The sequence below is a fragment of the Streptomyces sp. NPDC001732 genome, from assembly GCF_053596315.1.
This window is the reverse complement of sequence record NZ_JBSFFY010000006.1, coordinates 110,137-136,031: the sequence shown is the minus strand read 5'-3', so window position 1 is coordinate 136,031 and position 25,895 is coordinate 110,137. Positions and strand designations below refer to the sequence as shown.

19 protein-coding genes and 1 tRNA gene are annotated in these 25,895 nt (G+C 71.5%); 19 read left to right on the top strand and 1 reads right to left on the bottom strand.

All coding sequences use genetic code 11. The features are described 5' to 3' along the window. The first annotated feature begins 29 nt into the window (after positions 1–29). The 16 genes from ACWCXX_RS09525 (at position 30) to ACWCXX_RS09450 (ending at position 20,281) form a co-directional block, all read left to right on the top strand. A complete protein-coding gene (locus ACWCXX_RS09525) occupies positions 30–1,067 on the top strand; it encodes a substrate-binding domain-containing protein (RefSeq protein ID WP_451125761.1) in 1,038 nt (345 codons plus the stop codon). A 67-nt stretch (positions 1,068–1,134) separates the two neighbouring features. Then, positions 1,135–2,373 carry a Gfo/Idh/MocA family protein gene (locus ACWCXX_RS09520; protein ID WP_451125760.1) on the top strand — a complete coding sequence of 413 codons (1,239 nt, stop codon included), beginning with the start codon at positions 1,135–1,137 and terminating at the stop codon, positions 2,371–2,373. Positions 2,374–2,384: 11 nt separating this feature from the next. Continuing rightward, entirely contained in the window at positions 2,385–3,389 is a 1,005-nt protein-coding gene (locus tag ACWCXX_RS09515; RefSeq protein ID WP_451125759.1) for a sugar phosphate isomerase/epimerase family protein, read from the top strand. Positions 3,390–3,728: 339 nt separating this feature from the next. Continuing rightward, positions 3,729–7,454, top strand: a complete 3,726-nt coding sequence (locus tag ACWCXX_RS09510; protein ID WP_451125758.1) for a ThuA domain-containing protein — start codon at positions 3,729–3,731, stop codon at positions 7,452–7,454. A 295-nt stretch (positions 7,455–7,749) separates the two neighbouring features. Further along, complete coding sequence (locus ACWCXX_RS09505; RefSeq protein WP_451125757.1) at positions 7,750–8,868, top strand: inositol-3-phosphate synthase; 1,119 nt, start codon at positions 7,750–7,752, stop codon at positions 8,866–8,868. Further along, positions 8,865–9,902, top strand: a complete 1,038-nt coding sequence (locus ACWCXX_RS09500) for an SCO3242 family prenyltransferase (protein WP_451125756.1) — start codon at positions 8,865–8,867, stop codon at positions 9,900–9,902. The genes ACWCXX_RS09505 and ACWCXX_RS09500 overlap by 4 nt, the downstream gene beginning before the upstream one ends. Next, a complete protein-coding gene (locus tag ACWCXX_RS09495) occupies positions 9,899–10,756 on the top strand; it encodes a sugar phosphate isomerase/epimerase family protein (protein ID WP_451125755.1) in 858 nt (285 codons plus the stop codon). The genes ACWCXX_RS09500 and ACWCXX_RS09495 overlap by 4 nt, the downstream gene beginning before the upstream one ends. A gap of 21 nt (positions 10,757–10,777) precedes the next feature. After that, entirely contained in the window at positions 10,778–11,440 is a 663-nt protein-coding gene (locus tag ACWCXX_RS09490) for an EboA domain-containing protein (RefSeq protein ID WP_451125754.1), read from the top strand. Between the two features lie 5 nt (positions 11,441–11,445). Further along, positions 11,446–12,294: a TatD family hydrolase gene (locus ACWCXX_RS09485; protein WP_451125753.1), complete on the top strand. Its 849-nt coding sequence runs from the start codon at positions 11,446–11,448 to the stop codon at positions 12,292–12,294. 4 nt (positions 12,295–12,298) lie between these two features. Continuing rightward, positions 12,299–13,501: a metabolite traffic protein EboE gene (gene eboE, locus ACWCXX_RS09480; protein WP_451125752.1), complete on the top strand. Its 1,203-nt coding sequence runs from the start codon at positions 12,299–12,301 to the stop codon at positions 13,499–13,501. Further along, positions 13,498–14,919 (top strand): alkaline phosphatase family protein, encoded by a 1,422-nt coding sequence (locus ACWCXX_RS09475; RefSeq protein ID WP_451125751.1) that lies wholly within the window; start codon positions 13,498–13,500, stop codon positions 14,917–14,919. The genes eboE and ACWCXX_RS09475 overlap by 4 nt, the downstream gene beginning before the upstream one ends. Before the next feature lie 63 nt (positions 14,920–14,982). Further along, a complete protein-coding gene (locus ACWCXX_RS09470; protein ID WP_451125750.1) occupies positions 14,983–16,026 on the top strand; it encodes a sugar phosphate isomerase/epimerase family protein in 1,044 nt (347 codons plus the stop codon). A gap of 280 nt (positions 16,027–16,306) precedes the next feature. Further along, a tRNA-Leu gene (locus ACWCXX_RS09465) sits at positions 16,307–16,394 on the top strand. A gap of 389 nt (positions 16,395–16,783) precedes the next feature. Beyond that, on the top strand, positions 16,784–18,136 hold the full coding sequence (locus ACWCXX_RS09460; RefSeq protein WP_451125749.1) for an HNH endonuclease: 1,353 nt from the start codon (positions 16,784–16,786) through the stop codon (positions 18,134–18,136). Positions 18,137–18,506: 370 nt separating this feature from the next. Beyond that, a complete protein-coding gene (locus tag ACWCXX_RS09455; RefSeq protein ID WP_451125748.1) occupies positions 18,507–19,454 on the top strand; it encodes an ATP-grasp domain-containing protein in 948 nt (315 codons plus the stop codon). Further along, positions 19,451–20,281 (top strand): ATP-grasp domain-containing protein, encoded by an 831-nt coding sequence (locus ACWCXX_RS09450; protein ID WP_451125747.1) that lies wholly within the window; start codon positions 19,451–19,453, stop codon positions 20,279–20,281. Before ACWCXX_RS09455 ends, ACWCXX_RS09450 begins: the two co-directional genes overlap by 4 nt. 123 nt (positions 20,282–20,404) lie before the next feature. Here the strand turns inward: ACWCXX_RS09450 and ACWCXX_RS09445 are convergent, their stop codons facing one another. After that, on the bottom strand, positions 20,405–20,899 hold the full coding sequence (locus tag ACWCXX_RS09445; protein WP_451125746.1) for a hypothetical protein: 495 nt from the start codon (positions 20,897–20,899) through the stop codon (positions 20,405–20,407). Between the two features lie 473 nt (positions 20,900–21,372). Here ACWCXX_RS09445 and ACWCXX_RS09440 point away from each other — a divergent pair, with 473 nt between their 5' ends. The 3 genes from ACWCXX_RS09440 to ACWCXX_RS09430 are packed head-to-tail and all read left to right on the top strand — an operon-like array spanning position 21,373 to position 25,893. After that, entirely contained in the window at positions 21,373–22,389 is a 1,017-nt protein-coding gene (locus ACWCXX_RS09440) for a LacI family DNA-binding transcriptional regulator (protein WP_451125745.1), read from the top strand. Beyond that, positions 22,386–23,936 (top strand): sugar ABC transporter ATP-binding protein, encoded by a 1,551-nt coding sequence (locus ACWCXX_RS09435; RefSeq protein WP_451125744.1) that lies wholly within the window; start codon positions 22,386–22,388, stop codon positions 23,934–23,936. Before ACWCXX_RS09440 ends, ACWCXX_RS09435 begins: the two co-directional genes overlap by 4 nt. Further along, positions 23,926–25,893: an ABC transporter permease/substrate-binding protein gene (locus tag ACWCXX_RS09430; protein WP_451125743.1), complete on the top strand. Its 1,968-nt coding sequence runs from the start codon at positions 23,926–23,928 to the stop codon at positions 25,891–25,893. Before ACWCXX_RS09435 ends, ACWCXX_RS09430 begins: the two co-directional genes overlap by 11 nt. The last annotated feature ends 2 nt before the right edge of the window (positions 25,894–25,895 follow it).

The window sequence follows — 25,895 nt, the reverse complement described above, 5'->3', positions numbered from 1 at the left end:
CCACGCACCGGACGAAGGGTTCGACAGCCATGCCGGAAACCAGCCGCAGACGACTGCTCCTCGGTACCGCCGCCGTCTCCGCGGGCGCCCTCCTCACCGCCTGCACCAGCAACGACCCCAAGAGCGAGGGCACCGCGAAGAGCAACGCCCCCGCCGCCGACGACAAGCCCGGCAAGCCCGTCACCATCGGCTTCGCGGGCCCGCAGGCCGACCACGGCTGGCTCAACGCCATCAACGAGAACGCCAGGTCCCGGGCGGCCGAGTACTCCGAGGTGACGCTGGAGACCACCGAGGGCTCCAACGACACCGCCGCCCAGATCGGCCAGGTCAAGACCCTCATCAACAAGAAGGTCGACGTCCTCGTCGTCCTCCCGGCCGACGGCAAGGCGCTCACCCAGGTCGGGCTGGAGGCCATGCGGGCGGGCATCCCCGTGATCAACCTGGACCGGATCTTCGCCTCCCCGCAGGCGTACCGCTGCTGGGTCGGCGGCGACAACTACGGCATGGGCCTCAACGCCGGTACGTACATCGGCGAACAGCTCAAGGACAAGAAGGGGGCCAAGGTCGTCGAGCTGGCCGGCATCGACAACCTGGAGCTCACCAAACAGCGCAGCCAGGGTTTCGCCGACGCGCTGAAGAACTACCCGGGCATCGAGCTGGTGGCCCGTCAGGCCGCCGAGTTCACCGTCGAGTCGGGCCAGGCGAAGATGGCCCAGCTCCTCCAGGCGCAGAAGCGGATCGACGCGCTGTGGAACCACGACGACGACCAGGGCGTGGGTGCGCTGCGCGCCATCCAGCAGGCGGGCCGGGACGAGTTCCTGATGGTCGGCGGCGCCGGTGCCAGGTCCGCGATGGACGCCATCAAGGCCGACAACAGCGTCCTGAAGGCCACCGTCCTCTACCCGCCGACGATGGCCGCGTCCGCCATCGACCTGGCCCGCGCCCTCGCCCAGGGCAAGGGCGTCGGCGGACTGGCCGAGCAGGAGATCCCGACCAGCCTCACCCTCTACTCGGCCGTGGTCACCAAGGAGAACATCGACCAGTACCTGCCGACGGGCTTCAGCTGATCCGCCCCGGGGGAGGGCCGTGACCTCCCGCCGCACCCACCGAACGACCGACGAGGAGGAAGCCCGGATGGCCCGCAGGGAAGAGACGGACCAGGAGGCCGCAGCGCCGCCGCCGCACCGGCCGACGACGAGCGCGCCGGTGCTCGGTATCGGCATGGTCGGATACGCGTTCATGGGTGCCGCCCACTCGCAGGGGTGGCGCACCGCGGGACACGTCTTCGAGCTGCCGATGAGGCCGGTGCTCGCCGCGATCTGCGGACGCGACCGGGCCGCGGTCGACGCGGCGGCCGCCCGGCACGGCTGGGCCGCGGCGGAGACCGACTGGCGGGCCCTGGTCGCGCGGGACGACGTGCAGCTCGTCGACATCTGCACCCCCGGCGACAGCCATGCCGAGATCGCCATCGCCGCACTGGAGGCGGGCAAGCACGTGCTGTGCGAGAAGCCGCTCGCCAACGCGGTCGCCGAGGCCGAGGCGATGGCCGAGGCCGCGGAACGCGCGGCGGGGCGCGGCCAGGTCGCGATGGTGGGCTTCAACTACCGCCGGGTGCCCGCGATCGCCCACGCCCGGCAGCTGATCGCCGGGGGACGGCTCGGGGCCCTGCGGCACGTCCGCGCCGCCTACCTCCAGGACTGGCTCGTCGACCCGGAGACGCCGCTCACCTGGCGGCTCGAACGGGAACGCGCCGGCTCGGGAGCCCTCGGCGACCTGGGCGCGCACATCGTGGACCTGGCCCAGTACCTGGCGGGGGAGCCGCTGGTCGGGGTGTCGGCGGTCAGCGAGACGTTCGTACGCGAACGGCCGCTGCCCGCGGGCCCGTCGGCCGAAGGCCCCGGCGCCGCCGGACCGGCCGCGCGCGGGGCGGTGACCGTCGACGACGCGGCCCTGTTCACCGGCCGGCTCGCCTCCGGGGCGCTGGCCTCGTTCGAGACGACCCGGATGGCGGCCGGCCGGAAGAACGCGCTGCGGCTGGAGATCAACGGGGAGCGCGGCTCGCTCGCCTTCGACCTGGAACGGCTCAACGAACTGGCCTTCCACGACCACACCGAACCCGCCGCCACGGCAGGGTTCCGGCGCGTCCTGGTCACCGAACCCCAACACCCCTATCTGGAGGCGTGGTGGCCGCCCGGCCACGCCCTCGGCTACGAGCACACCTTCGTCCACCAGGCCCGCGACCTGGTGCGGGCGATCGCCGAAGGCACTGCCCCCGCCCCGTCGTTCGCCGACGGACTCCAGGTGCAGCGAGTGCTCGCGGCGGTGGCGGAGAGCGCCGCGAACAACTCCGTACACACCCCCGTGGTTCCCTAGGAGGCCCGCTCATGCCCCGTCCCTTCACGCTCTTCACCGGCCAGTGGGCGGACCTGCCGCTGGAGGAGGTCTGCCGGCTCGCCCGGGACTTCGGCTACGACGGACTCGAACTCGCCTGCTGGGGCGACCACTTCGAGGTCGACAAGGCGCTCGCCGACCCCGGCTACCTGGACGGCCGACGGCAACTGCTCGACAAGTACGGGCTGAAGTGCTGGGCGATCTCCAACCACCTCGTCGGCCAGGCCGTCTGCGACGATCCCATCGACGAGCGGCACCGGGGAATCCTGCCCGCGCGGATCTGGGGGGACGGCGAGCCCGAGGGGGTGCGTCGCAGGGCCGCCGAGGAGATCAAGGACACCGCGCGTGCGGCTGCCGCCTTCGGGGTCCGCACCGTGATCGGCTTCACCGGGTCGTCGATCTGGCACCTGGTCGCGATGTTCCCGCCGGTCCCGCCGCACATGATCGAGCGGGGCTACGAGGACTTCGCCGAGCGCTGGAACCCGATCCTGGACGTCTTCGACGCGCAGGGCGTGCGGTTCGCCCACGAGGTGCACCCCAGTGAGATCGCGTACGACTACTGGACCACGCACCGCGCCCTGGAGGCCGTCGGCCACCGGGCGGCGTTCGGGCTGAACTTCGACCCGAGCCACTTCGTCTGGCAGGACCTGGACCCGGTCGGCTTCCTGTACGACTTCCGGGACCGGATCTACCACGTGGACTGCAAGGAGGCGCGCAGACGGCTGGACGGCCGCAACGGGCGGCTCGGCTCGCACCTGCCGTGGGGCGATCCGCGGCGCGGCTGGGACTTCGTCTCGGCCGGGCACGGCGACGTGCCGTGGGAGGACGTCTTCCGGATGCTGCGGTCCATCGGCTACGAGGGGCCGGTCTCCGTGGAGTGGGAGGACGCCGGGATGGACCGGCTGGTGGGGGCGCCGGAGGCGCTGGCCACGCTGAAACGGTACGACTTCGAGCCGCCCGCCGCCTCGTTCGACGCGGCGTTCGGGGGCGGCGACTGACGATCCGTTCCCCGGCCCCGTACGGCACGGGAGGGCACGGAACGGGGCGGTACGGAACAGGAAGGCGCGGTACGGCACGGCTCGGGCGGCGCGAGCGCCCGCGGCCGTTCCGCGCCGACCCCTGCCCTCGCACCGCTTTGTCCTGACCCGGGTAAAAGCTCGACGAACCGCCGCACAAGGGCTTTCCGTTCCGGACGAACGGGACTACCGTCCACAGCGTGTACATGACATGACTCGGTCGTCGGCGCCCCATGGGCCCCCGACCCCCGCGCGGCAGTCCCCGCGCAGAACGGCACGGCAGCACCTGCCCGTACAACCGGCACTCTCCGGAGGACACTCGTGCACGGAACCACCATCCCCAGCAGAAGCAGAACAAGACTCCGCGTCCGCAAATCCCTCGCACTGCTCACCGGCGGGCTGCTCGCCGCGGCCACCCTCGCACTCGGCACCCCGCCCGCAGCCACCGCGCAGGAACCGTCACCGGCCGCCACCGACGCGGCGGCCGAGGAATTCCAGCAGGTCACCCTCGCCAAGGGAGTGGCCGAGACCGGCGAGCCCATGACACTGGCGGTGCTCCCCGACCGCAGCGTCCTGCACACCGCGCGCGGCGGCGAACTGTGGCTCACCGACAGCGGCGGCGACACCACCCTCGCCGGTGTCCTCCCCGTCTACTCGCACGACGAGGAGGGTCTCCAGGGCGTCGGCGTCGACCCGGACTTCAGCCGGAACCGGGCGATCTACCTCTACTACGCGCCCCCGCTGGACACCCCGCCCGGGGACGCCCCGGAGAACGGCACCGCCGCCGACTTCGCCAAGTTCGACGGAGTGAACCGGCTCTCGCGCTTCGTCCTCAAGGAGGACGGCACGCTCGACACGGCCAGCGAGAAGAAGGTCCTCGACATCCCGGCCTCGCGCGGCATCTGCTGCCACGTCGGCGGCGACATCGACTTCGACGCGCAGGGCAACCTGTACCTGTCGACCGGCGACGACTCCAACCCGTTCGCCTCCGACGGCTACACCCCGATCGACGACCGGCCGGACCGCAATCCCGTGTTCGACGCCCGCCGCACCTCGGGGAACACCAACGACCTGCGCGGCAAGATCCTCCGCATCAAGGTCGCCGACGACGGCACGTACACCGTTCCCGAAGGCAACCTCTTCGCACCGGGCACGGACAAGACCCGCCCCGAGATCTACGCGATGGGCTTCCGCAACCCCTTCCGCTTCACCGTCGACAAGCCCACCGGCATCGTGTACGTCGGCGACTACGGGCCCGACGCCGGTGCGGCCAACCCCGGGCGCGGACCGGGCGGCCAGGTCGAATTCGCCCGCGTCACCGAGGCCGGCAACTTCGGCTGGCCGTTCTGCACGGGCAAGAACGACCCGTTCGTCGACTACGACTTCGCGACCAGGACCTCCGGCGCGGCCTTCGACTGCGCCGCGCCCAAGAACACCTCCCGGCACAACACCGGCCTGGTCGACCTGCCGCCGGCCCAGCCCGCCTGGATCCCGTACGACGGCGGCTCGGTGCCCGAGTTCGGCACCGGCTCCGAGTCCCCGATGGGCGGACCCGTCTACCACTACGACGCCGCCCTCGACTCGCCCGTGAAGTTCCCCGAGGCGTACGACGGCAACTTCTTCGCCGGCGAGTTCGGCCGACGCTGGATCAAGCGCATCGACCAGGACACCGACGGCACGGTCAAGTCCATCAACGCCTTCCCCTGGGCGGGCACCCAGGTGATGGACATGACGTTCGGCCCCGACGGCGCGCTGTACGTCCTGGACTACGGCACCGGCTACTTCGGCGGCGACCAGAACTCGGCGCTCTACCGCATCGAGAACGCCACCGGTGGCCGGTCACCGATCGCCGAGGCCACCGCCGACAAGACCTCGGGCACCGCACCCCTCAAGGTCGCCTTCTCCTCGGCCGGAACCACCGACGGCGACGGCGACCCGCTCACCTACAGCTGGGACTTCGGCGACGGCGGCACGTCGACCGCCGCCGACCCCACGTACACGTACCGGAAGAACGGCACCTACACCGCCACCGTCACCGCCAAGGACCCCACCGGCCGCACCGGATCGGCGAACGTCCACGTGACGGTCGGCAACACCGCCCCCGTCGTGAAGCTGGAACTCCCCGGTGACGGGCAGCTGTTCTCCTTCGGCGACGACATCCCGTTCAAGGTGACCGTCACCGACCCCGAGGACGGCACCATCGACTGCTCCAAGGTCGAGGTCCGCTTCATCCTCGGCCACGACAGCCACGGCCACCCCATCACGACGGCCCACGGCTGCACCGGCACCATCAGGACGGAGATGGACGGCGGGCACGACCCCAACGCCAACATCTTCGGAGTCGTCGACGCCTCCTACACGGACGGCGGGGGCGGCGGCCAGGGAGCACTGTCCGGCCACGACCAGTCCGCACTCCAGCCGCGCCACCGGCAGGCCGAGCACTACGGCGACTCCCACGGCGTCGCACCGCAGAACAAGCCGACCGCCCACGGCGGCAAGACGGTCGGCGACATCCACAACGACGACTGGATCTCCTTCAAGCCGTACCTCCTCAGCGGCTCCACCAAGCTGACCGCGCGGATCTCCTCCAACGGTGCGGGCGGCTACCTCGAAGTACGGGCGGGTTCGGCCACCGGCACCGTCCTCGGCTCGGCAGCCGTGCCCGTGACCGGTGCCTGGGACAAGTTCCAGGACATCGACGTGCCGCTGCGCGGAGTCCCGAAGAAGTCCACCGAACTCTTCCTGGTCTTCAAGGGAGGCGCCGGGGCGCTCTACGACATCGACGACTTCGAGCTCTCCGCCACCGCACCCGACAAGGCCGCCAAACGCGTCCTGGTCTTCTCGAAGACGGCCGGCTACCGCCACGACGCCATCCCCGACGGCATCGCGGCACTGAAGGAACTCGGCAGGGACAGCGCCATCACCGTCGACGCGACCGAGGAGCCCCGCCAGTTCACCACCGGCAACCTGGCCCGCTACGACGCGGTGGTCTTCCTCTCGACGACCGGTGACGTGCTCAACGCCGACCAGCAGAAGGCGTTCGAGAACTACGTGGCCACCGGAGGCGGCTACATGGGCGTCCACGCGGCGGCCGACACCGAGTACGACTGGGAGTTCTACGGCGGACTCGTCGGGGCGTACTTCTCCTCGCACCCCGCCGTCCAGCCCGCCACCGTCCGCGTCGAGGACCACCGGCACCCGGCCACCGCGGAGCTCGACGACGAGTGGAACCGCACCGACGAGTGGTACAACTACCGCACCAACCCGCGCGGTCGGGCCAAGGTCCTCGCCACCCTCGACGAGACCACCTACACCGGCGGCACCATGAAGGGCGACCACCCGATCACCTGGTGCCAGACCTACCAGGGCGGCCGCTCCTTCTACACCGGCCTCGGCCACACCAAGGAGTCCTACGCCGAACCGGCCTTCCGCGGACTCCTCCTCGGCGGCATGCGGTACGCGACCGGTCAGGTGAAGGCCGACTGCGAGCCCGACACCGGCTACCGACCGATCTTCAACGGCAGGACGCTCGAAGGCTGGAAGCAGGCCGGGCCCGGAAAGTTCGACGTCGTGGACGGCGAACTCCGCTCCGAGGGCGGCATGGGGCTGCTCACCCACCGGGCCAAGGAGCTCGGGTCGTACTCGCTCAAGCTCGACTGGAAGATGCAGGGCGACGACAACTCCGGCGTCTTCGTCGGCTTCCCGGAGTCCGACGACCCCTGGTCCGCGGTGAACAACGGTTACGAGGTCCAGATCGACGCCACCGACGCGGCCGACCGCACCACGGGCGCGATCTACACCTTCAAGGCGGCGGACATCAAGGCCCGTGACCGGGTCCTGAGGCCGCCCGGCCAGTGGAACAGCTACGAGATCCGGGTCCGGGGCGAACGCCTCCAGGTCTTCCTCAACGGAGTCGAGATCAACGACTTCACCAACACCGATCCGGTGCGGAGCCTGAAGAGCGGCTACATCGGCCTCCAGAACCACGGGGCCGACGACCACGTGTCGTTCCGCAACATCCGGCTGAAGGAAATGCCCCCGGAGTAGGGGCAACCACCCCCGGTGCAAAGGGCGTTCGCTCCGTCGGCCGGAGCCTTCCCCTTCCGGCACCGGGTGGCCGTCCCGGCCGACGGCGGGCGGGGAGGCACCCCCTCCCCGCCCGCCCGGCCCCACTCCATTCCATTCCACTCCACCCCCCCGCGTTCCCCGTCGCCCGGCGTCGCCCGGTCGTCCGCGTTCCCCGCCGCACAGCGCCGTCGCAGCGCCGCCGCGATGCCACCGCAGCATCACCACGGCGGCACCCGCTCTGCCCAGCCAGCACCACCAGCCAGGGAGGCAGCCCGTGTCAGCACCCGCCCCACGCACCGGAGTCTGGTTCATCGGAGCACGCGGCTCCGTCGCCACCACCGCCATCGCGGGGTGCGCGGCGGTCGCGGCGGGGCTCCGGCCGGCGGCAGGCATGGTCACCGAGACACCGCCGTTCGCCGACAGCGGGCTGCCCGCCCTCGCCTCGTTCGTCTTCGGCGGACACGACACGGCCGACTGCCCGCTCCCCAAACGTGCCGAGGCCCTGGTCGCCGGGGGAGTGCTGCCGCACGGCCTGCCCTCGGCGACCGGCCGCGAACTCACCGCCGCCGACGCGGAGATACGGCCCGGCGGACCGCTCCCGGGCGACACCCGCGGCGACGAGGAACTCATCGCCGCGTTCGCCGCCGATCTCACCGACTTCGGCCACCGCAACGACCTGACCAGGACCGTCGTGGTCAACGTCGCCTCCACGGAACCCGTCCCCGCCCCCGGCGGCCGGCGCCTGCCCGCCAGCTCGCTCTACGCCGCGGCCGCGCTCCGGGCCGGCTGCCCCTACGTCAACTTCACCCCCTCCACCGGACTGGGCGCCCCCGCCCTCCGGGATGCCGTCGCGGCCTGCGGACTTCCGCACGCGGGTCGCGACGGCAAGACCGGCCAGACCCTGCTCCGCTCCGTACTCGCCCCGATGTTCACGCAGCGGGCCCTGCCCGTCCGGGCCTGGTCGGGCACCAACCTGCTGGGCGGCGGGGACGGGGCGGCGCTGGCCGACCCCGGTGCGGCGGCGGCCAAGAACGCGGGCAAGGAACGCGTACTCGCCGACACCCTCGGCACCACCCCCGAGGGCCGGGTCCACATCGACGACGTACCGGCCCTCGGCGACTGGAAGACCGCCTGGGACCACATCGCGTTCGACGGGTTCCTCGGCGCGCGCATGGTGCTCCAGACGACCTGGCAGGGCTGCGACTCCGCACTGGCCGCACCCCTCGTCCTGGACCTGGCCAGACTGGTGGCCCGCGCCCACGAGCGGGGGCTGACCGGGCCGCTGCCCCGGCTCGGCTTCTACTTCAAGGACCCGGACGGCGGCCCGGCCGCCCTCTTCGAGCAGTACGAGGCCCTGCTCGCCTTCGCCGGGATGCTGCGGGACGAGCGGTGACGGCCCGCGCCTGGGCGGAACTCCTGCGGGTGTCCGCGCTGTTCACCGTCCCCGGCGACGCGCTCGCCGGAGCCGCCGCGACCGGCCGCCGCCCCGACCGCGGCACCGCGCTCGCCACCGGCGCCTCGCTCTGCCTGTACGAGGCGGGCATGGCGCTCAACGACTGGGCCGACCGGGACGAGGACGCCGTGGACCGCCCGCACCGGCCGATCCCGTCGGGCCGGATCGCACCCGGTGCGGCCCTCGCGGCGGCGGGGGCGCTGACGGCGGCCGGACTGGGCCTCGCCGCCCGCGCGGGCCGCGGACCGTTCACGGTCGCCACCGCGCTGGCGGCGACCGTCTGGGCGTACGACCTCCGGCTGAAGCACACCCCGGCGGGCCCGGCGGCGATGGCGGCGGCCCGGAGCCTGGACCTGCTGCTCGGGGCCACCGCGACAGGACCGCCACGACAGAGCCCCGGGCCCCACCGACACCCCGGTCCGGATGCCGGTCCGGCCATGCGCGGTTCCGTACGCGATTTTGTACGCCGCCCCGTACGAGGCCCCGTACACGGTGTGCTCGGGGCCGCCGCTGTGCTGGGGGCGCACACCTACGCCGTGACCGCCGTCTCCCGGCACGAGGCGCGGGGCGGATCCACCGCCGTGCCCCTGGCCGCGCTCGCGGCCGTCGCCGCACTGGGCGCCGTGGCCGTACGCGAGCAGTGCCCCCTCGGCCCCGCCCCCCGCGCCCTTCTCCGCACATCCCGCCCGGCCCCCGCCGCACCCGCCCCGTCCCGCGCCCTCCCCGTGGCCTCCCGTGTCCTTCCCGCCGTGCTCGGTGCCGTCTACTTCCGTACCGCCGCCCGGCCCCTCGCCCATGCCGCCCTCAACCCCTCGCCACCGCTCACCCAGCGCGCCGTGGGCGGCGGCATCCGGGCGATGATCCCGCTCCAGGCCGCACTCGCCGCCCGTTCCGGAGCCACCGGGGCAGCGGTCGCCGTCATGGGGCTCGTCCCGCTCGCCCACACCCTCGCCCGGAAGGTGAGCCCGACATGACGATCCGCCTCGGCTACGGCACCAACGGGCTCACCGATCTCCGCCTGGACGACGCCCTCGGCCTGCTCGCCGACCTCGGCTACGACGGAGTCGGCCTGACCCTCGACCACATGCACCTCGACCCCCTCGCCCCGGACCTCGCCGCCCGCACCCGCCACGTGGCGGCCGGGCTCCAGCGGCTGGGACTCGGCGTGACCGTCGAGACCGGCGCCCGCTACGTCCTCGACCCGCGCCGCAAACACGGCCCCTCCCTCCTCGACCCGGACCCGGAGGCCCGCGCCGCCCGCACCCGGCTGCTGGTCCGGGCCGTGGACATCGCCGCCGACCTCGGCGCCCACGCCGTGCACTGCTTCAGCGGCGTCACCTCGCCGGACACCACCCCCGACACCGCCTGGCAGCGGCTCCAGGCATCCCTCGCCCCGGTCCTGGAAGCCGCCGACCGGGCCGGCATCCCCCTGGCCGTCGAACCCGAGCCCGGACACCTCCTCGCGGACCTCGCCGACTTCCACCACCTGCGCGTCCTCAGCGGCGACCCCCCATCGCTCGGCCTCACCCTCGACATCGGCCACTGCCAATGCCTGGAACCCACTCCGCCCGCCGACTGCGTCCGCGCAGCCGCCCCGTGGCTGCGGCACGTCCAGATCGAGGACATGCGCCGGGGGGTCCACGAACACCTCCCGTTCGGCGAGGGAGAGATCGACTTCCCGCCCGTACTCGAAGCGCTCGACAGCCTCTCGGACACCGGATACCGCGGCCTCACCGTCGTCGAACTGCCCCGGCACTCCCACGCCGGGCCCGAACTCGCCACCGCCTCCATCGAATTCCTCCGCAAGCACGGTCCGTCGAGCCGCTGAACCAGCCGAAGGGAAAACGCCATGCCGACGAACCGGCCGACCGCCCCGCTGCCGACCCGCGAGGAACTCGACGCACGACTGGGCGGAGCCGCCCGTGCCTGGCTCGACGAAGCGCTCGCCGAGGCCGAACACTCCGCCTCCCACGAAGAGGCCCGACAGCCGGACCGCCCGTACGCCGTACCGTCGTGGGAGCTGCGGTACGCCGCGGCCGGCCGCCAGTGCGGACCCGAACACGCCGACTCCGTACGCGCGCTGCTGCTCGTCGAGGCCCGTGCCGCACTGCCCACCGTCACCAGGCTCTACGAGCAGGGGACCGCCGCCGAACGGCGCGCCGTCCTGCTCACCCTGCACCGACTGGACCTCGGCCCCACCGCCCTTCCACTCGTCGAGGACGCCCTGCGCACCCATGACACCCGGCTGATCGCCGCGGCCGTCGGACCGTACGCCGCCACCCACCTCGATGCGCACAACTGGCGTCACGCCGTTCTCAAATGCCTCTTCACCGGAGTGCCGGTCGACGCCGTGGACGGACTGGCGCGACGCTCGCGCGGCGACACCGAACTGGCCCGCATGCTGGGCGACTTCGCGGCGGAACGCATCGCCGCCGGCCGTGACGTTCCCGACGGTCTCAGCCGCGTCCTCGACCTCACCGTCCCCGGCGCCGCCGCCCCCACGGAGGAGTAGTCCTGATGCGCATCTTCGACCCCCACATCCACATGACCTCCCGCACCACGGACGACTACCGGGCGATGTACGAAGCGGGCGTCCGCGCACTCGTGGAACCCTCCTTCTGGCTCGGCCAGCCCCGCACCTCGCCCGCCAGCTTCTACGACTACTTCGACGCCCTGCTCGGCTGGGAACCCTTCCGGGCCGCCCAGTACGGCATCGCCCACCACTGCACACTCGCCCTCAACCCCAAGGAGGCCAACGACCCCCGCTGCACCCCCGTCCTGGACGCCCTGCCCCGCTATCTCGTCAAGGACTCCGTCGTCGCCGTCGGCGAGATCGGCTACGACTCCATGACCCCGGCCGAGGACACCGCCCTCGCCGCCCAGCTCCAGCTCGCCGCCGACCACGAGCTGCCCGCCCTCGTGCACACCCCGCACCGCGACAAACTCGCCGGACTGCACCGCACCCTCGACGTCATCCGCGAATCCCGCCTCTCCCCGGAACTGGTCCTGCTCGACCACCTCAACGAAACGACCGTGAAGGACGCCCTGGACAGCGGCTGCTGGGCCGGTTTCTCCATCTACCCCGACACCAAGATGGACGAGGACCGCATGATCGCGATCCTCAGGACCCACGGCACCGAGAAGATCCTCGTCAACTCGGCCGCCGACTGGGGCAGGAGCGACCCCCTCAAGACCCGCAAGGTGGGCGACGCGATGCTCGCCGCGGGGTTCGGGGCGGACGACGTCGACCGGGTGCTCTGGCACAACCCCGTCGCCTTCTACGGACAGAGCGGCCGACTCCAGCTCGACATCGCCGCACCGCAACCGCTCCACGAGGGCAACTCCATCCTGCGCGGCGGGGAGTGAGGCGATGCGCTTCCGCCACCCCGACGGCTCCACCGTCCACCTCGCGTACTGCACCAACGTCCACCCCGCCGAGACGCTCGACGGCGTCCGCGCCCAACTGCGCGACCACTGCGAACCGGTCCGCAGACGCCTCGGCCGCGACCGGCTCGGCATCGGCCTCTGGCTCGCCCGGGACGCGGCCCGCGCCCTGGTCGACGACCCGGGCGAACTGCGGGCCCTGCGCGCCGAACTGGACCACCGCGGCCTGGAGGTCGTCACCCTCAACGGCTTCCCGTACGAGGGATTCGGCTCCGACGAGGTCAAGTACCGGGTGTACAAGCCGGACTGGACGGACCCGGAACGGCTCGCCCACACCACCGACCTCGCCCGGCTCCTGGCCGGCCTGCTCCCCGACGACACCACCGAAGGAACCATCTCCACCCTCCCGATCGCCTGGCGCACCCCCTTCGACACGGCCCCCGGAGCAGCCGGTCCCGCACACGCCGCACGCACCGCGCTCACCGCACACACCGCGCTCACCGCACTGGGCGAACGCCTCGACGCCCTCGCCGAACTCACCGGCAAGTCCATCCGCATCGGCCTCGAACCCGAACCGGGCTGCACCGTCGAGACCACCACCGACGCCATCACCCCCCTCACCGCCGTCGGACACCACCGCATCGGCGTCTGCCTCGACACCTGCCACCTGGCCACCTCCTTCGAGGACCCCGACACCGCCGTCGACGCGCTCGGCGCGGCGGGCATCCCGATCGTCAAGGCCCAGCTCTCCGCCGCCCTGCACGCCGAACACCCCCACCTCCCCGAGGTGCGCACCGCGCTCGCCGCCTTCGCCGAACCCCGCTTCCTGCACCAGACCCGCACCGTCACCGCCCAGGGCCTGCGCGGCACCGACGACCTCGACGAGGCCGTCACCGGCCGGGCCCTGCCGGACACAGCGCCCTGGCGCGCCCACTTCCACATCCCCCTGCACACCCCTCCCGCACCACCGCTCACCGCCACCCTTCCCGTCCTCCGATCCGCACTGACCCGCCTCGTGGGCGGAGCCCGGCCGCTCACCGGACACCTGGAGGTCGAGACGTACACCTGGCAGGCGCTCCCGGCCGCACAGCGCCCCCGCACCCGCGCCCAGCTCGCCGACGGCATCGTCGCCGAACTCACCCTCGCCCGCGACCTCCTGGTCGGCCTCGGCCTCAAGGAGCTCCCATGACCGCGGCCGAACCGGCCCCCACGCCCCCGACGACCACCTTCCCGTCACCCACTCCTCTCCTCGTCATCGACGTCGTCGGCCTGACCCCACGGCTCCTCGACCACATGCCCCGCCTCAAGGCCCTGGGACAGTCCGGCACCCGCGCCCCGCTCGGCACCGTCCTGCCCGCCGTCACCTGCGCGGCCCAGTCCACCTTCCTCACCGGTACCACCCCCGCGGAACACGGCATCGTCGGCAACGGCTGGTACTTCCGCGAACTCGGCGACGTACTGCTCTGGCGCCAGCACAACGGGCTGGTCACCGGGGACAAACTCTGGGACGCGGCCCGCCGAGCCCGTCCCGGCTACACCGTCGCCAACATCTGCTGGTGGTACGCCATGGGCGCCGACACCGACATCACCGTCACCCCGCGCCCCGTCTACTACGCCGACGGCCGCAAGGAACCCGACTGCTACACCCGGCCGCCCGCCCTGCACGACGAACTCACCGAGAAATTCGGCACGTTCCCCCTCTTCCACTTCTGGGGACCCGGCGCCGACCTCGTCTCCTCGCAGTGGATCATCGACGCCACCCGGCACATCCTCGACACCCGCCGACCCGACCTCGCCCTGTGCTACCTCCCGCACCTCGACTACGACCTCCAGCGCCACGGCCCCGACGACCCCCGCTCACACCGGGCCGCGGCCGAACTCGACCGCGCCATGGCCCCTCTCCTCGACGACGCGCGGAACGAGGGCCGCACCGTCGTCGCCCTCTCCGAATACGGCATCACCCGGGTCGACCGGCCCGTGGACATCAACCGGGCCCTGCGCCGCGCCGGCCTCCTGGAGGTCCACACCCAGGACGGCATGGAGTACCTCGACCCGATGGCCTCCCGCGCCTTCGCCGTCGCCGACCACCAGATCGCCCACGTCTACGTACGCCGCCCCGAGGACCTCGAAGCCGCCCGCGAAGCCCTCCGGGACCTGCCGGGCATCGAGCAGCTCCTCGACGACGAGGGCAAGAAGGCGTACGGCCTGGACCACCCGCGCTCGGGCGAACTGGTCGCCGTCGCGGCCCCGGACGCCTGGTTCACGTACTACTACTGGCTCGACGACGACCGCGCCCCCGACTTCGCGCAGCTCGTCGAGATCCACCGCAAACCCGGCTACGACCCCGCCGAACTCTTCCTGGACCCCCAGGACCCCTACGTACGGGTCAGGGCGGCCACGGCCGTCGCCCGCAAGAAGTTCGGCATGCGCTACCGCATGGCGGTCGTGCCCCTGGACCCGTCACCTGTTCGCGGCAGCCACGGCCGCCTGCCCATGAGCGACGAAGAAGGTCCGCTCATCCTGTGCTCCACCCCCCATGCATTCACCGGCCCCGTCGGGGCCACCGAAGTGAAGTCCCTGCTCCTCGGGCTCGCCGGACTGCACTGAGCGCGATGCCCCGAGCCGACCCGACTGCACTGACAACGTCGCACGCCCAGAAGGAGTTCCACCATGAGCCGCCGAACCCCCGTCGATGCCGAACTCGCCCACAGACTGAGCAGACGCTCCATGCTCGGCGTCGCCGCCGGTGCGACCGCCGCCGCCCTCCTCGGCGCCGCGGCCCCGGCCGCCTCCGCCCAGGACAGTCCCCAGGACAGCCCCCAGGGCGACCCGCTGCTGCCGCCCGGCCGCCTCGGCATCCAGCTCTACACCCTGCGCGACAAGGTCTCGACCCTCGGCTTCGACAAGGTCTTCGCCGAACTGGAGGCGTACGGCTACGACGAGGTCGAGTACGCCGGTTACACCCAGGGATCGGCCGGTGCCATCACGCTCTCCCGGCTCCGGCAGCTCACCCGCGACCACGGCCTGCGCGGCATAGGCAGCCACGTCGGCTACTACGACGACAACAACGCGAACGCCTACACCTTTGCGCAGAACCTCACCAAGGTTCTCGACGACGCCCAGGCCCTCGGCCTCAAGCACATCGGCACCGCGTCCGGGCCGTTCCGCTACGGCTCGACGGTCGACGCGTGGAAGCGTGCCGCCGCCGACTTCAACGCCTACGGCGCCGCGGCCAAGGAACGCGGCATGAAGTTCTACCAGCACAACCACGCCGAGGAATTCTCCTTCGCCACCGACCGCCCGGACGTCCGCCTCTACGACGTCCTGCTCGCCGAGACCGACCCCGACCTGGTCTTCCTGGAGATGGACATCTACTGGGCCCACGTCGGCCAGTTCCGTTTCGGCAAGCGGGCCGACGGCACGCCCGACACCTTCGACCCGCTGCACTACGTGCTCGAGCAGCCCGACCGGTACCCGCTCTTCCACGTCAAGGACGGCGAGCACGACGCCGCGGCCCGTGACGGGTACCGCATGGTGGACGTCGGGGACGGCGACATCGACTACAAGGGGTTCCTGAGCGCCGTCACCAGGACCCATGGCGGCCGACGCGACCACCACTGGCAGGTGGAGCACGACCGGCCGATCGTCGACTCCTTCACCACGGCCCGCCGCTCCGCCGCCCACCTGCACTCGCTGCGCCGGAAGGGACGCTGACCCCCTTGCACCCGACGGCTCCTCCCCGCCGCTCCCGTACGTGCGGGGAGGAGCCGCGGCCGGTATGCGCCGCGGCACGGACCGCAGCCGGGCGACCACGACGACCTGCACCGTCCGTGGCGGACCGGCCACGTCTGGTGCGCGATGCCGAGGGGTGCCGCGAAATCGTGCCGCCTGCATCCACCGCACCGCACTGACCACCGGAAACGTGGGTGAGAGCCACCCTGAACCCCTGGTATTGTTTTCCATGTCGCCACGGGAAACCGGGGCCGACCACCTGGTCCGGGTGGCGGAATGGCAGACGCGCTAGCTTGAGGTGCTAGTGCCCTTTATCGGGCGTGGGGGTTCAAGTCCCCCCTCGGACACCAGTGGAAACCCCAGTTGATCTGGGGTTTTTCTGTTTCTCGGACCGTGGCGTGACCAACGGTCGGGCGAATCCCCGGGCCGGCCCGGCGATGACAGACCGATGCGCCTGGCGCGGAAGCCGTGTCCGGCCGCAGCTCGGGCCCGGAGCTCCTGTGCAAAAACGTCGCAGCCGGCACCGAGCCCTCGACTCCTTGCGGGCCGCCCCGCCCCGGGTGGGACGCTGCGAACGCCGACTGTCAGTCGCGGCGCCTACTGTGCGCTCATGAATGACAACCCACAGAAGCCGACGGTGACTCAGCACCCAACCTGTTCCGGGACCGTCCGGGGGACAGCCCCACCTGAAGGACCGGGAGCCGACGCAGGACCGAAGGGCGTCGCGCTGTATCACGACATGCGGGTCGAAGAGGACTTCACCAAGTGCGCCACCCGTCTCTTCTCGATTCTCAAGCAGGCTGCGGCTGCACACCCCGGTGCCCCGCGCTACCTCTACCTCGACGTCCAAGGGCATCGCAACGCCGTCGGCGACTACGACGCCGATGCCCAAGAAATCATCCACGAGTTCCTGCTGGACTTCCTCGGCCCGTACCTCGCGGAGATCAGCACACCGCTCTACCGGGTAAGGAACCCGGAGCCGCAACGTGAGGACGTTCCTGACGTCCTGAACATACGGGACCCGGACCGTGAGCACGCCTACGACCACCGCGAGCTGCGTGTGCGCAACCGGGACAGCCATCCGGACCAACGCCGGTCCAGACCTCCGGTCCGGGCCATCGCCGACTACCTCGGTCTCGATGAGCCGATCTGTCTGATCTGCTGGCAGACGCCGGTGGAGAGGGCCCATGTGGTCCCGGAGTCGCTCGGTGGTTCCAACGATGTGCGCAACTTCGCCCTCCTCTGCCCGCGTCACCACCGCGAGGCCCCCGATGTCGCGGACGCCGAGGCTTTCTGGTCCTGGGTCGACTACGCCTGTGAACGCGACGGCCATATGAAGTGGGAAGGTGTGGAGCCGGAGATGCTGGCCAGGGCGGAACGCGTCGGCTTCCGCATCGACACGTCCGGACCGGTGCGGAAGAGCCTTCACCATTTCGGTCAAGTCCGTGACGAACTCGTGCGTCACTACGGCTGGTGCCCGGAGGACTTCGCAGGCGGCGACCACTGGGGCGCGCTGATGGAGGAGTTCCACACGGTGATGGACGCGGCGACCGGTACCCACTTCAATGTCGCCAAGAAGGCATCCACCGAGGCATGGGCCTTCGAAGTGGCTCGCAGACGCCTGCGAGACGGGGTGACGGAGCCCGAGGCCGACGAGGGCCGGTCGTCGGTGTCGAGCCGTCCGTCGGTCGAATTGGCCGAGCGGACGGTGCGCAAATCACCCAGCGCTCCCGCACGGAGCCTTGTCGATGCCGCACGCCGGGCCGACATCGCCACCGAGGCGGCGGTACTTGTGCGCGACCTCATCGCCTCGGCGGGGGTTTCCAGCGCCGAGGAGGTGCTGCGGGCCATCAAGGAAGAGGCCACGGACCGCACCGCGCAGTTCGAGCGACTGGCCGATGAGTTGATGGGACACACGGTCTGTCGGCACTGCGGTCACGCAATAGCCCGAATCGGGGACGCTCCCTGGCGCCACAGTGCCGCGGCGCCCATGTCCCGTGGCTGCCGGGCCGCCAGCTTCGACCGGGACGGCACTTGGGACGATTCCCTCGACCGGGCGTGGAAGGCGAGCCCACCGCAGACGTACCGGTGAGCCGGTCGCGGATGTCGGGAGGGCTGCGACGGGCTGCTGTCGAAATCGCCGGGCGACTCAATTCCTCCCGCAACGGACACGCTTGACCAGGTACCCGGTCGGTCCTGAGGTGAGGAAGGGGGGCAAGTCCCCCTCGGGCACCAGCAGGAACCCGGTTCATCCGGGGAGGAGCCGTGCAGGATGTGCCGGGTCGGGGTCGTGGAGGTGGGCCGTGAAGCGTGTTTCGGAGGCAACGTGCTGTCAGTGGGCCCCAGACGTCGCTGCTTTGGCGTGAACGTGACGTAGCGTTGCCCTTTTGGCGGTGCTCGGCAGGGCGCCGCGGAACATCGTTGCGCCCTCATCATCCGTGAGGGCTCCGAGGGGTGTTGGGATGAAGCTTTGCTTCCTCGTCGAAGAGCTGTACCGGCATGACGGCATGCCGCTCGATGTGGCCCGACGATTGTCGTCGTGGGGTCACCAGGTGGACGTGTTGCGGCCGGGCGGCTCGCTGCTGCGGGTCTCGGAGGAGGTCCGGGCGGGCACCCACGACGCCTGGGTGCTCAAGACCGTGTCCGGCGGCCCCGGGCTCACCCTGCTGGAGGCCGCGGCGGCCGTGGGCCTGACCACGGTGAACGATGCGCGGTCGATCCGCGCGGTGCGCGACAAGGTCCTCACCTCGGTGGTGGCGCGGCAGCACGGACTGCCGGTTCCGGTGACCTATTCGGCGCCGCGGGCCACCATGTTCGCGGACATTCCCGACGAGCTGTTCCCCCTGGTGGTCAAGCCCGCCGACGGCAGTGCCGGGCGCGGGGTGCGGCTGGTGCCGGACCCCGGGCGGCTGGCGGAGGCGGAGCAGGAGGGCGAGGGCCAGCTGATCGCACAGCCCTATGTGCCCAATTCGGGCTCGGACCTGAAGGTCTACTGCCTCGCGGGCGAATTCCACGCGACCGTGCGGCGTTCCCCGATCCACCCGGACGGACCGGCCGACGAAGGGGCGGTTCCGCTGTCCGCCGAGGTGGCCGCGGTGGCGGCGAAGGTGGGAAAGGTCTTCGGACTCGACCTGTACGGCATCGACGTGGTGCTCGGCCCCGACGGTCCCGTGGTCGTCGACATCAATGACTTCCCGAGCTTCCGGCAGGTGCCCGACGCGGTGACCCGGGTGGCCGGAGCCGTCCTCGAACTGGCCAGGACCGGCGGTGCCGCCAGGAGGGGCGCCCTCGTCCCGGCTCCGCACGTTCCCCTCCAGCCGCAGATTTCCCTCGGCCGGTCCCGCCCGCAGCCCGCCCCGACCCCCGGAGCGGGCGCGGCGGTGGCCGTACCGGGAGCCGTCCAGATATGAAGGTGTGCCTGCTGACCGACAAGCCGGACCACCCGCTGCTCGCCGCCACCGCTTCCCTGCTGGGCCGGGAAGGACACCGGGTGACGTTCCTGGACCCGGACTCCGGGGCCGGACCCTCGCCGGAGCGGATCGCTCCGGAAAGTCTCGCCGACGTCTACCTCCTCAAGGCCCATACTCCCGGGGCGCTTGCCCTGGCCCGTTCTCTCGAGGCGGACGGTGCCCGGGTGGTGAACTCCGCCGCCGCGACGGAGCTGTGCCAGGACCGGAGCAGGCTTGCCGCCGTGGCCGAGGGGGCGGGGCTGCCGATGCCCCGTACCAAGACCCTGGACGCGCTGTCCGAAGTCCTCCCCGGAGCGGAGCGGCCCGGGAGCGGCTACCCACTGATGGTCAAGAGCCGGCACAGCCGCCGCGCCGACCTCGTGGCTCGTGCGGACGGCCCGGCCGAACTCCGGGAGCTCGCCGCGCGATGGCCCGACGAGCCGGTCGTCCTGCAGGAGTTCGTCGCGAACAGCGGCTGGGACCACAAGCTGTGGGTGATCGCGGGAAAGGTGTTCACGGCGGTGCGACCCGCACCGGTGGGGGCCCCGCCGGAGGGCGCGCACTGCGCGCCGCTGGTCCGCGAGCCGCCCCGGACCTGGACCGAAACGGCTCTCCGGGCGGGCGAGGTGTTCGGCCTGGACGTCTACGGTGTCGACCTGCTGGACCGCGAGGGCGAGCCCGTCGTCGTCGACATCAACGCCTTCCCGGGCATCCGCGGCCCGAAGGGTGCCCCCGCCGCCCTGGCGGCCCTGGCGCTGCGACGGCCCCGGACCGGTCCTCCCGGCTGAGTGTCCGAGGTCTTCCGGTCGGACCGCTCCGGATCCGGTCGGCCCGGCTTCGCGGACCGGGCGCCGCCTCCGGTGAAAGCTCGCCGCAGGCGGCGCCCGGCCGGTGTCGTGGGGGCGCGGGAATCAGTGGAAGTTGAGGGAGGCGGAGCCGGGCTCGGCGGAGATCGACCCCGGGCAGAGGAAGCTGCCGGAGCTCTTCGACGCGGTGAACGCCTGGTTCCGGTAGGTGCGGGTGGAGCCCTCGCGGGTCCATCCGACGTTCGTGGCCCGGTAGCTGCAGGAGACGATGCTCTGCTTCACCGTGATGTCGATGAGGTTGGACGTCGCGAGGCCCGCCGCGTCGTCGAAGGTGAGCGTCGGGTTGTTGTTGAGGGTGGCGCTCGCACCGCCGCCGCAGCTCACGCTGCTGTTGACGGTGGTGCGGTCGATGGTCAGGGCGGTGGGCGGGTTTGCGCTGGTGGTGGCATTGGTCCAGGTGCAGGTGCTGCCCGCGGCCGTGATGCTGCCGTCGACCTGCTGCGAGGCCGCGGGGCCCAGTGCGCTCGCCGCGGTGGACGCGCCGGCGATGACCGCGACGGCCAGGGCGGTGACGCATGAGATTTTCGGTGTGAGCCTCATGTCACTCCTTCGTGCCGCGTCCTGGTGGGGGGAGGAGCGGCGCCTCGTCCGCGTACGCGGCGGAGCACGGACGGGCGTGTGCCATGGACGGTCGCAGAAATGCCGATAAATGTCAGGTGCGCGTCAATAATTGGCCGGATGGCGTCCTCCGGGGCAAGGGTGGCGCGGGCCCTCCCCGGCTCCGGTTCGCGTGCGCGATCCGGTTGTCCGCCGGATGCCCCCGGATGTCGAAGGCGCCGTCGCGGATCGCGATGCGGGCGCCCTTGCCGATCTCCTTCGGGCCGTGGAGGACGGCCCCCCGAACCGGATGTCCGCGGCCCGGTCCGCGTTGCGCTCGTCACGATCCGGCCTCGGACGGAAGGCGGGTCTTGATTTCAGTCGTGTAATCGTTTCCAATCATGCGTGTAATCGATTCCATGGCACCGTTCCACTGGTTTCGAGGCTCACGGAAACCACAAGGAGGTGGTCCGGACATGGCGAGCATCAAGGACGTCGCGGCTCGGGCGGGAGTCTCCGTCGCCACGGTCTCCCGCGTACTGAACAGCCATCCCTCGGTCAGCCCGGACGCGCGGACCCGGGTCCTCGCCGCCGTCGACGCCCTCGGCTACCGGCCCAACGCCGTCGCCCGCTCGCTGCGCACCGACCAGACGCGCACGCTCGGCCTGGTCATCAGCGATGTGCTCAATCCGTACTTCACCGAACTGGCCCGCTTCGTCGAGGAAGAGGCCCGAGCCCTCGGCTACAGCGTCGTCATCGGCAATGCCGACGAGCGGCCGGATCTCCAGGACCACCACGTCCGTACGCTCCTCGACCGAAGGATCGACGGGCTTCTCGTCTCTCCCGCGGACGGCGACTCCCCGCTGATGGCGGACGTGGCGCGCGGCGGTACCCCGATGGTCTTCGTGGACCGGTGGATGCCCGCCGTCGACGTCCCCGTCGTGCGCGCCGACGGACGGGGCGCGATCCGGGACCTGGTCGCCCATCTGCACGCGCTGGGCCACCGCAGGCTCGCCATCATCGCGGGCCCCGCGGCCACCACCACGGGCGCCGAACGCGTCGAGGCCTTCCGCGAGGCGCTGCGCGCGTACCAACTTCCCCTGCCCGACGTCTACATCGGCCAGGGCGACTTCCAGGCGGACAGCGGCCGACGCGTCACCGAGCGCTTCCTGGCCCTCCCCGAACCACCCGAGGTCGTCTTCGCCGCCGACAACCTGATGGCGCTCGGCGCGCTGGACGCCATCCGGGCGGCCGGCCTGCGCGTCCCGCAGGACATCGGGCTCGCCGCGTTCGACGACATCCCGTGGTTCGTCCACACCGACCCGCCGATCACGGCGATCGCCCAGCCGACGGGCGACCTCGGCCGCGCCGCCGTTCGCGCACTGGTCGACATCGTCGACGGCCGGTCCCCGCAGTCCGTCACCCTCCCCGCCCGTCTCGTCGTACGTCGTTCCTGCGGTGAAGCCGCCCCGGACCAGAGGAGCAACTTGTGAGCAATCCGGACGAGTTGCTGCGCATCGAAGGCGTACGCAAGACCTTCCCCGGTGTGGTCGCGCTGGACGGCGTGGACTTCGACCTGCGCAGCGGCGAAGTACACGTCCTGCTCGGCGAGAACGGAGCGGGCAAGAGCACGCTCATCAAAATGCTCTCCGGCGCCCACCGCCCGGACGGCGGCCGGATATTCGCCCGGGGGCGCGAGGTCAGGATCCACGGCGCGCAGGACGCCGAACGGCTCGGAATCGCCACGATCTACCAGGAGTTCAACCTGGTACCCGACCTCACCGTCGCCGAGAACATCTTCCTCGGCAGGCAGCCGCGCCGCTTCGGGATGATCGACCGGCGTCGCATGGAGGCGGACGCCGAGGCGCTCCTGCGCCGCGTCGGCCTGCACATCTCACCGAGGGCCAGAATCCGCGAACTGGGCATCGCCCGGCTGCAGATGGTGGAGATCGCCAAGGCGCTCAGCCTGGACGCACGCGTGCTGATCATGGACGAGCCGACCGCGGTGCTCACCTCGGAGGAGGTCGACAAGCTCTTCCGGATCGTCCGGCAGCTGCGCGCGGACGGGGTCGGGATCGTCTTCATCACCCACCACCTCGAAGAGATCGCGGCGCTCGGCGACCGGGTCACGGTGCTGCGCGACGGGCGGAGCATCGAGCAGGTGCCCGCGTCGACGCCCGAGGCGGAGCTCGTACAGCTGATGGTGGGACGCAGCATCGACCAGCAGTACCCCCGCGAACGCCCCGAGACCGGGAGCCCGTTGCTGTCCGTGCGCGGCCTGACCCGCAACGGCGTGTTCCACGACATCAGCTTCGACGTGCGGGCCGGAGAGGTGGTCGGCCTCGCCGGTCTCGTCGGCGCCGGACGCACCGAGGTCGCCCGCGCCGTCTTCGGCGCCGACCCCTACGACCACGGCACCGTCGAGGTGCTGGGCGAGCGGCTGGCCGGGTACGACGTCACCGCGGCGATGGGCGCCGGAATCGGCCTCGTGCCCGAGGACCGCAAGGGACAGGGCCTGGTGCTCGACGCCTCGGTGCAGGAGAACCTAGGTCTGGTCACCCTGCGCGCCGCGAGCCGTTCCGGACTGGTGGACCTCAAGGGGCAGCGCGCGGCCGCCGCCCGGATCGCCGAACAGCTCGGCGTACGCATGGCGGGCCTCGGCCAGCACGTCCGTACGCTCTCCGGCGGCAACCAGCAGAAGGTCGTGATCGGCAAGTGGCTGCTCGCCGACACCAGAGTGCTGATCCTCGACGAACCGACCCGCGGCATCGACGTCGGTGCCAAGGTCGAGATCTACCAGCTGATCAACGAACTGACGGCATCGGGCCACGCGGTCCTGATGATCTCCAGTGACCTGCCCGAGGTTCTCGGCATGAGCGACCGGGTGCTGGTCATGTCCCAGGGCCGGATCGCGGGGGAACTCCCCGCACACGAGGCGACCCAGGACGCCGTGATGGCCCTCGCCGTCGGCACACCCCCCACCACGACCACGACAGCAGATCCGGCTGCGAACGAAGAGGAGAGCCCCCGTGGCCACTGACACGCTCAAGAGCGACACGGGCGCCGGTGGCGCCGCAGGGCACACGGTCCGCCGGCTCCTGCTCGACAACGGCGCACTGAGCGCCCTGGTCGTCCTGCTGGTGGCGATGTCGCTGCTCTCCGGCGACTTCCTGACCACCCAGAACCTGCTGAACATCGGCGTACAGGCGGCCGTCACCGCGATCCTCGCGTTCGGGGTCACCTTCGTCATCGTCTCGGCGGGCATCGACCTGTCCGTGGGGTCGGTCGCCGCGCTCTCGGCGACGGTCCTGGCCTGGACGGCGACCTCGGCGGGGCTGCCGGTCTGGCTGGCGGTCGTCCTCGCCGTCGCCACCGGGGCCGCGTGCGGTTTCGTCAACGGGGCACTCGTCTCGTACGGCAAGCTGCCGCCGTTCATCGCGACACTGGCGATGCTGTCGATCGCGCGCGGTCTGTCCCTGGTCGTCTCGCAGGGCAAGCCGATCGACTTCCCCGGCTCGGTCTCCGCGCTCGGTGACACGCTCGGCGGCTGGCTGCCCGTCCCGGTCCTGGTGATGGTCGTGATGGGGCTGATCGCGGCGCTGATCCTGGCCCGCACCTACATCGGCCGCTCGATGTACGCGATCGGCGGCAACGAGGAGGCGGCCCGGCTCTCCGGGCTGCGGGTCAAGCGGCAGAAGCTGGCCATCTACGCGCTGTCCGGTCTCTTCGCCGCGGTCGCGGGCATCGTCCTGGCGTCCCGGCTGACCTCGGCGCAGCCGCAGGCCGCGCAGGGGTACGAACTCGACGCGATCGCCGCCGTGGTCATCGGCGGGGCCAGCCTCGCCGGCGGTGTCGGCAAGGCGTCCGGAACCCTGATCGGCGCCCTGATCCTCGCCGTGCTGCGCAACGGGCTCAACCTCCTCTCCGTCTCCGCGTTCTGGCAGCAGGTCGTCATCGGTGTCGTCATCGCCCTCGCGGTGCTGCTGGACACGCTCCGCCGCAAGGCCGGTGCCGGGGCCGTGGCACCGGGTGGTTCGTCCGCCGCACCGGGCTCGCCGGGATCCGGTCGCAGGGGAGCGGTCAAGTTCGGCATCGCCGCACTCTGCGCGGCCGTCGTCGTGGGCGGGGTGTCCTACTTCAACTCCGGTTCCTCCGGCGGCAGCACCAAGGTCGGCATGTCGCTCTCCACGCTCAACAACCCCTTCTTCGTGCAGATGAAGGCGGGCGCGCAGGCCGAGGCGGAGAAGGCCGGGGTCGACCTCACCGTCACCGACGCGCAGAACGACGCCTCGCAGCAGGCCAACCAGCTCCAGAACTTCACCAGCTCGGGCATGAAGTCGATCATCGTCAACCCGGTGGACTCGGACGCCGCGGGCCCCGCCGTCCGGGGCGCCGACAAGGCGGACATCCCGGTGATCGCCGCCGACCGGGGCGTCAACGACGCCCGGACCGCGACGCTCGTGGCGTCCGACAACGTCGCCGGTGGCAGGCTCGCCGCCAAGGCGCTGGCCGAGAGGCTCGGCGGCAAGGGCAGCATCGTCGTCCTGCAGGGGACGGCCGGCACCTCGGCCAGCCGCGAGCGCGGCGCGGGATTCGCCCAAGGCCTGAAGGCGTACCCGGGCATCAAGGTCGTGGCCGAGCAGCCGGCGGACTTCGACCGCACGAAGGGCCTGGACGTCATGACCAACCTGCTCCAGTCCCACCCCGGCATCACCGGTGTCTTCGCCGAGAACGACGAGATGGCGCTCGGCGCGGTCAAGGCACTCGGCGGCAAGGCCGGGAAGTCGGTGTCCGTCGTCGGATTCGACGGAACCCCGGACGGTCTGAAGGCGGTCGCCGCCGGCACGCTGTACGCGTCGGTGGCCCAGCAGCCGAAGGAACTGGGCCGGATCGCCGTGCAGAACGCGGTGAAGGCGGCGGAGGGCAAGAAGATCGACAGCATGGTGAAGGTGCCGGTCAAGGTCGTCACCGACAAGAACGTCGCCGACTTCTCCTGAGC

What these genes read in the sequence shown, in the direction of transcription:
- ACWCXX_RS09485 (WP_451125753.1), top strand. Translation starts at nt 11,446, where the DNA reads ATGCGCATCTTCGACCCCCACATCCACATGACCTCCCGCACCACGGAC.
- ACWCXX_RS09475 (WP_451125751.1), top strand. Translation starts at nt 13,498, where the DNA reads ATGACCGCGGCCGAACCGGCCCCCACGCCCCCGACGACCACCTTCCCG.
- ACWCXX_RS09445 (WP_451125746.1), bottom strand. Translation starts at nt 20,899, where the DNA reads ATGAGGCTCACACCGAAAATCTCATGCGTCACCGCCCTGGCCGTCGCG.
- ACWCXX_RS09525 (WP_451125761.1), top strand. Translation starts at nt 30, where the DNA reads ATGCCGGAAACCAGCCGCAGACGACTGCTCCTCGGTACCGCCGCCGTC.
- ACWCXX_RS09470 (WP_451125750.1), top strand. Translation starts at nt 14,983, where the DNA reads ATGAGCCGCCGAACCCCCGTCGATGCCGAACTCGCCCACAGACTGAGC.
- ACWCXX_RS09520 (WP_451125760.1), top strand. Translation starts at nt 1,135, where the DNA reads ATGGCCCGCAGGGAAGAGACGGACCAGGAGGCCGCAGCGCCGCCGCCG.
- ACWCXX_RS09450 (WP_451125747.1), top strand. Translation starts at nt 19,451, where the DNA reads ATGAAGGTGTGCCTGCTGACCGACAAGCCGGACCACCCGCTGCTCGCC.
- ACWCXX_RS09490 (WP_451125754.1), top strand. Translation starts at nt 10,778, where the DNA reads ATGCCGACGAACCGGCCGACCGCCCCGCTGCCGACCCGCGAGGAACTC.
- ACWCXX_RS09460 (WP_451125749.1), top strand. Translation starts at nt 16,784, where the DNA reads ATGCGGGTCGAAGAGGACTTCACCAAGTGCGCCACCCGTCTCTTCTCG.
- ACWCXX_RS09515 (WP_451125759.1), top strand. Translation starts at nt 2,385, where the DNA reads ATGCCCCGTCCCTTCACGCTCTTCACCGGCCAGTGGGCGGACCTGCCG.
- ACWCXX_RS09455 (WP_451125748.1), top strand. Translation starts at nt 18,507, where the DNA reads ATGAAGCTTTGCTTCCTCGTCGAAGAGCTGTACCGGCATGACGGCATG.
- eboE (WP_451125752.1), top strand. Translation starts at nt 12,299, where the DNA reads ATGCGCTTCCGCCACCCCGACGGCTCCACCGTCCACCTCGCGTACTGC.
- ACWCXX_RS09440 (WP_451125745.1), top strand. Translation starts at nt 21,373, where the DNA reads ATGGCGAGCATCAAGGACGTCGCGGCTCGGGCGGGAGTCTCCGTCGCC.
- ACWCXX_RS09495 (WP_451125755.1), top strand. Translation starts at nt 9,899, where the DNA reads ATGACGATCCGCCTCGGCTACGGCACCAACGGGCTCACCGATCTCCGC.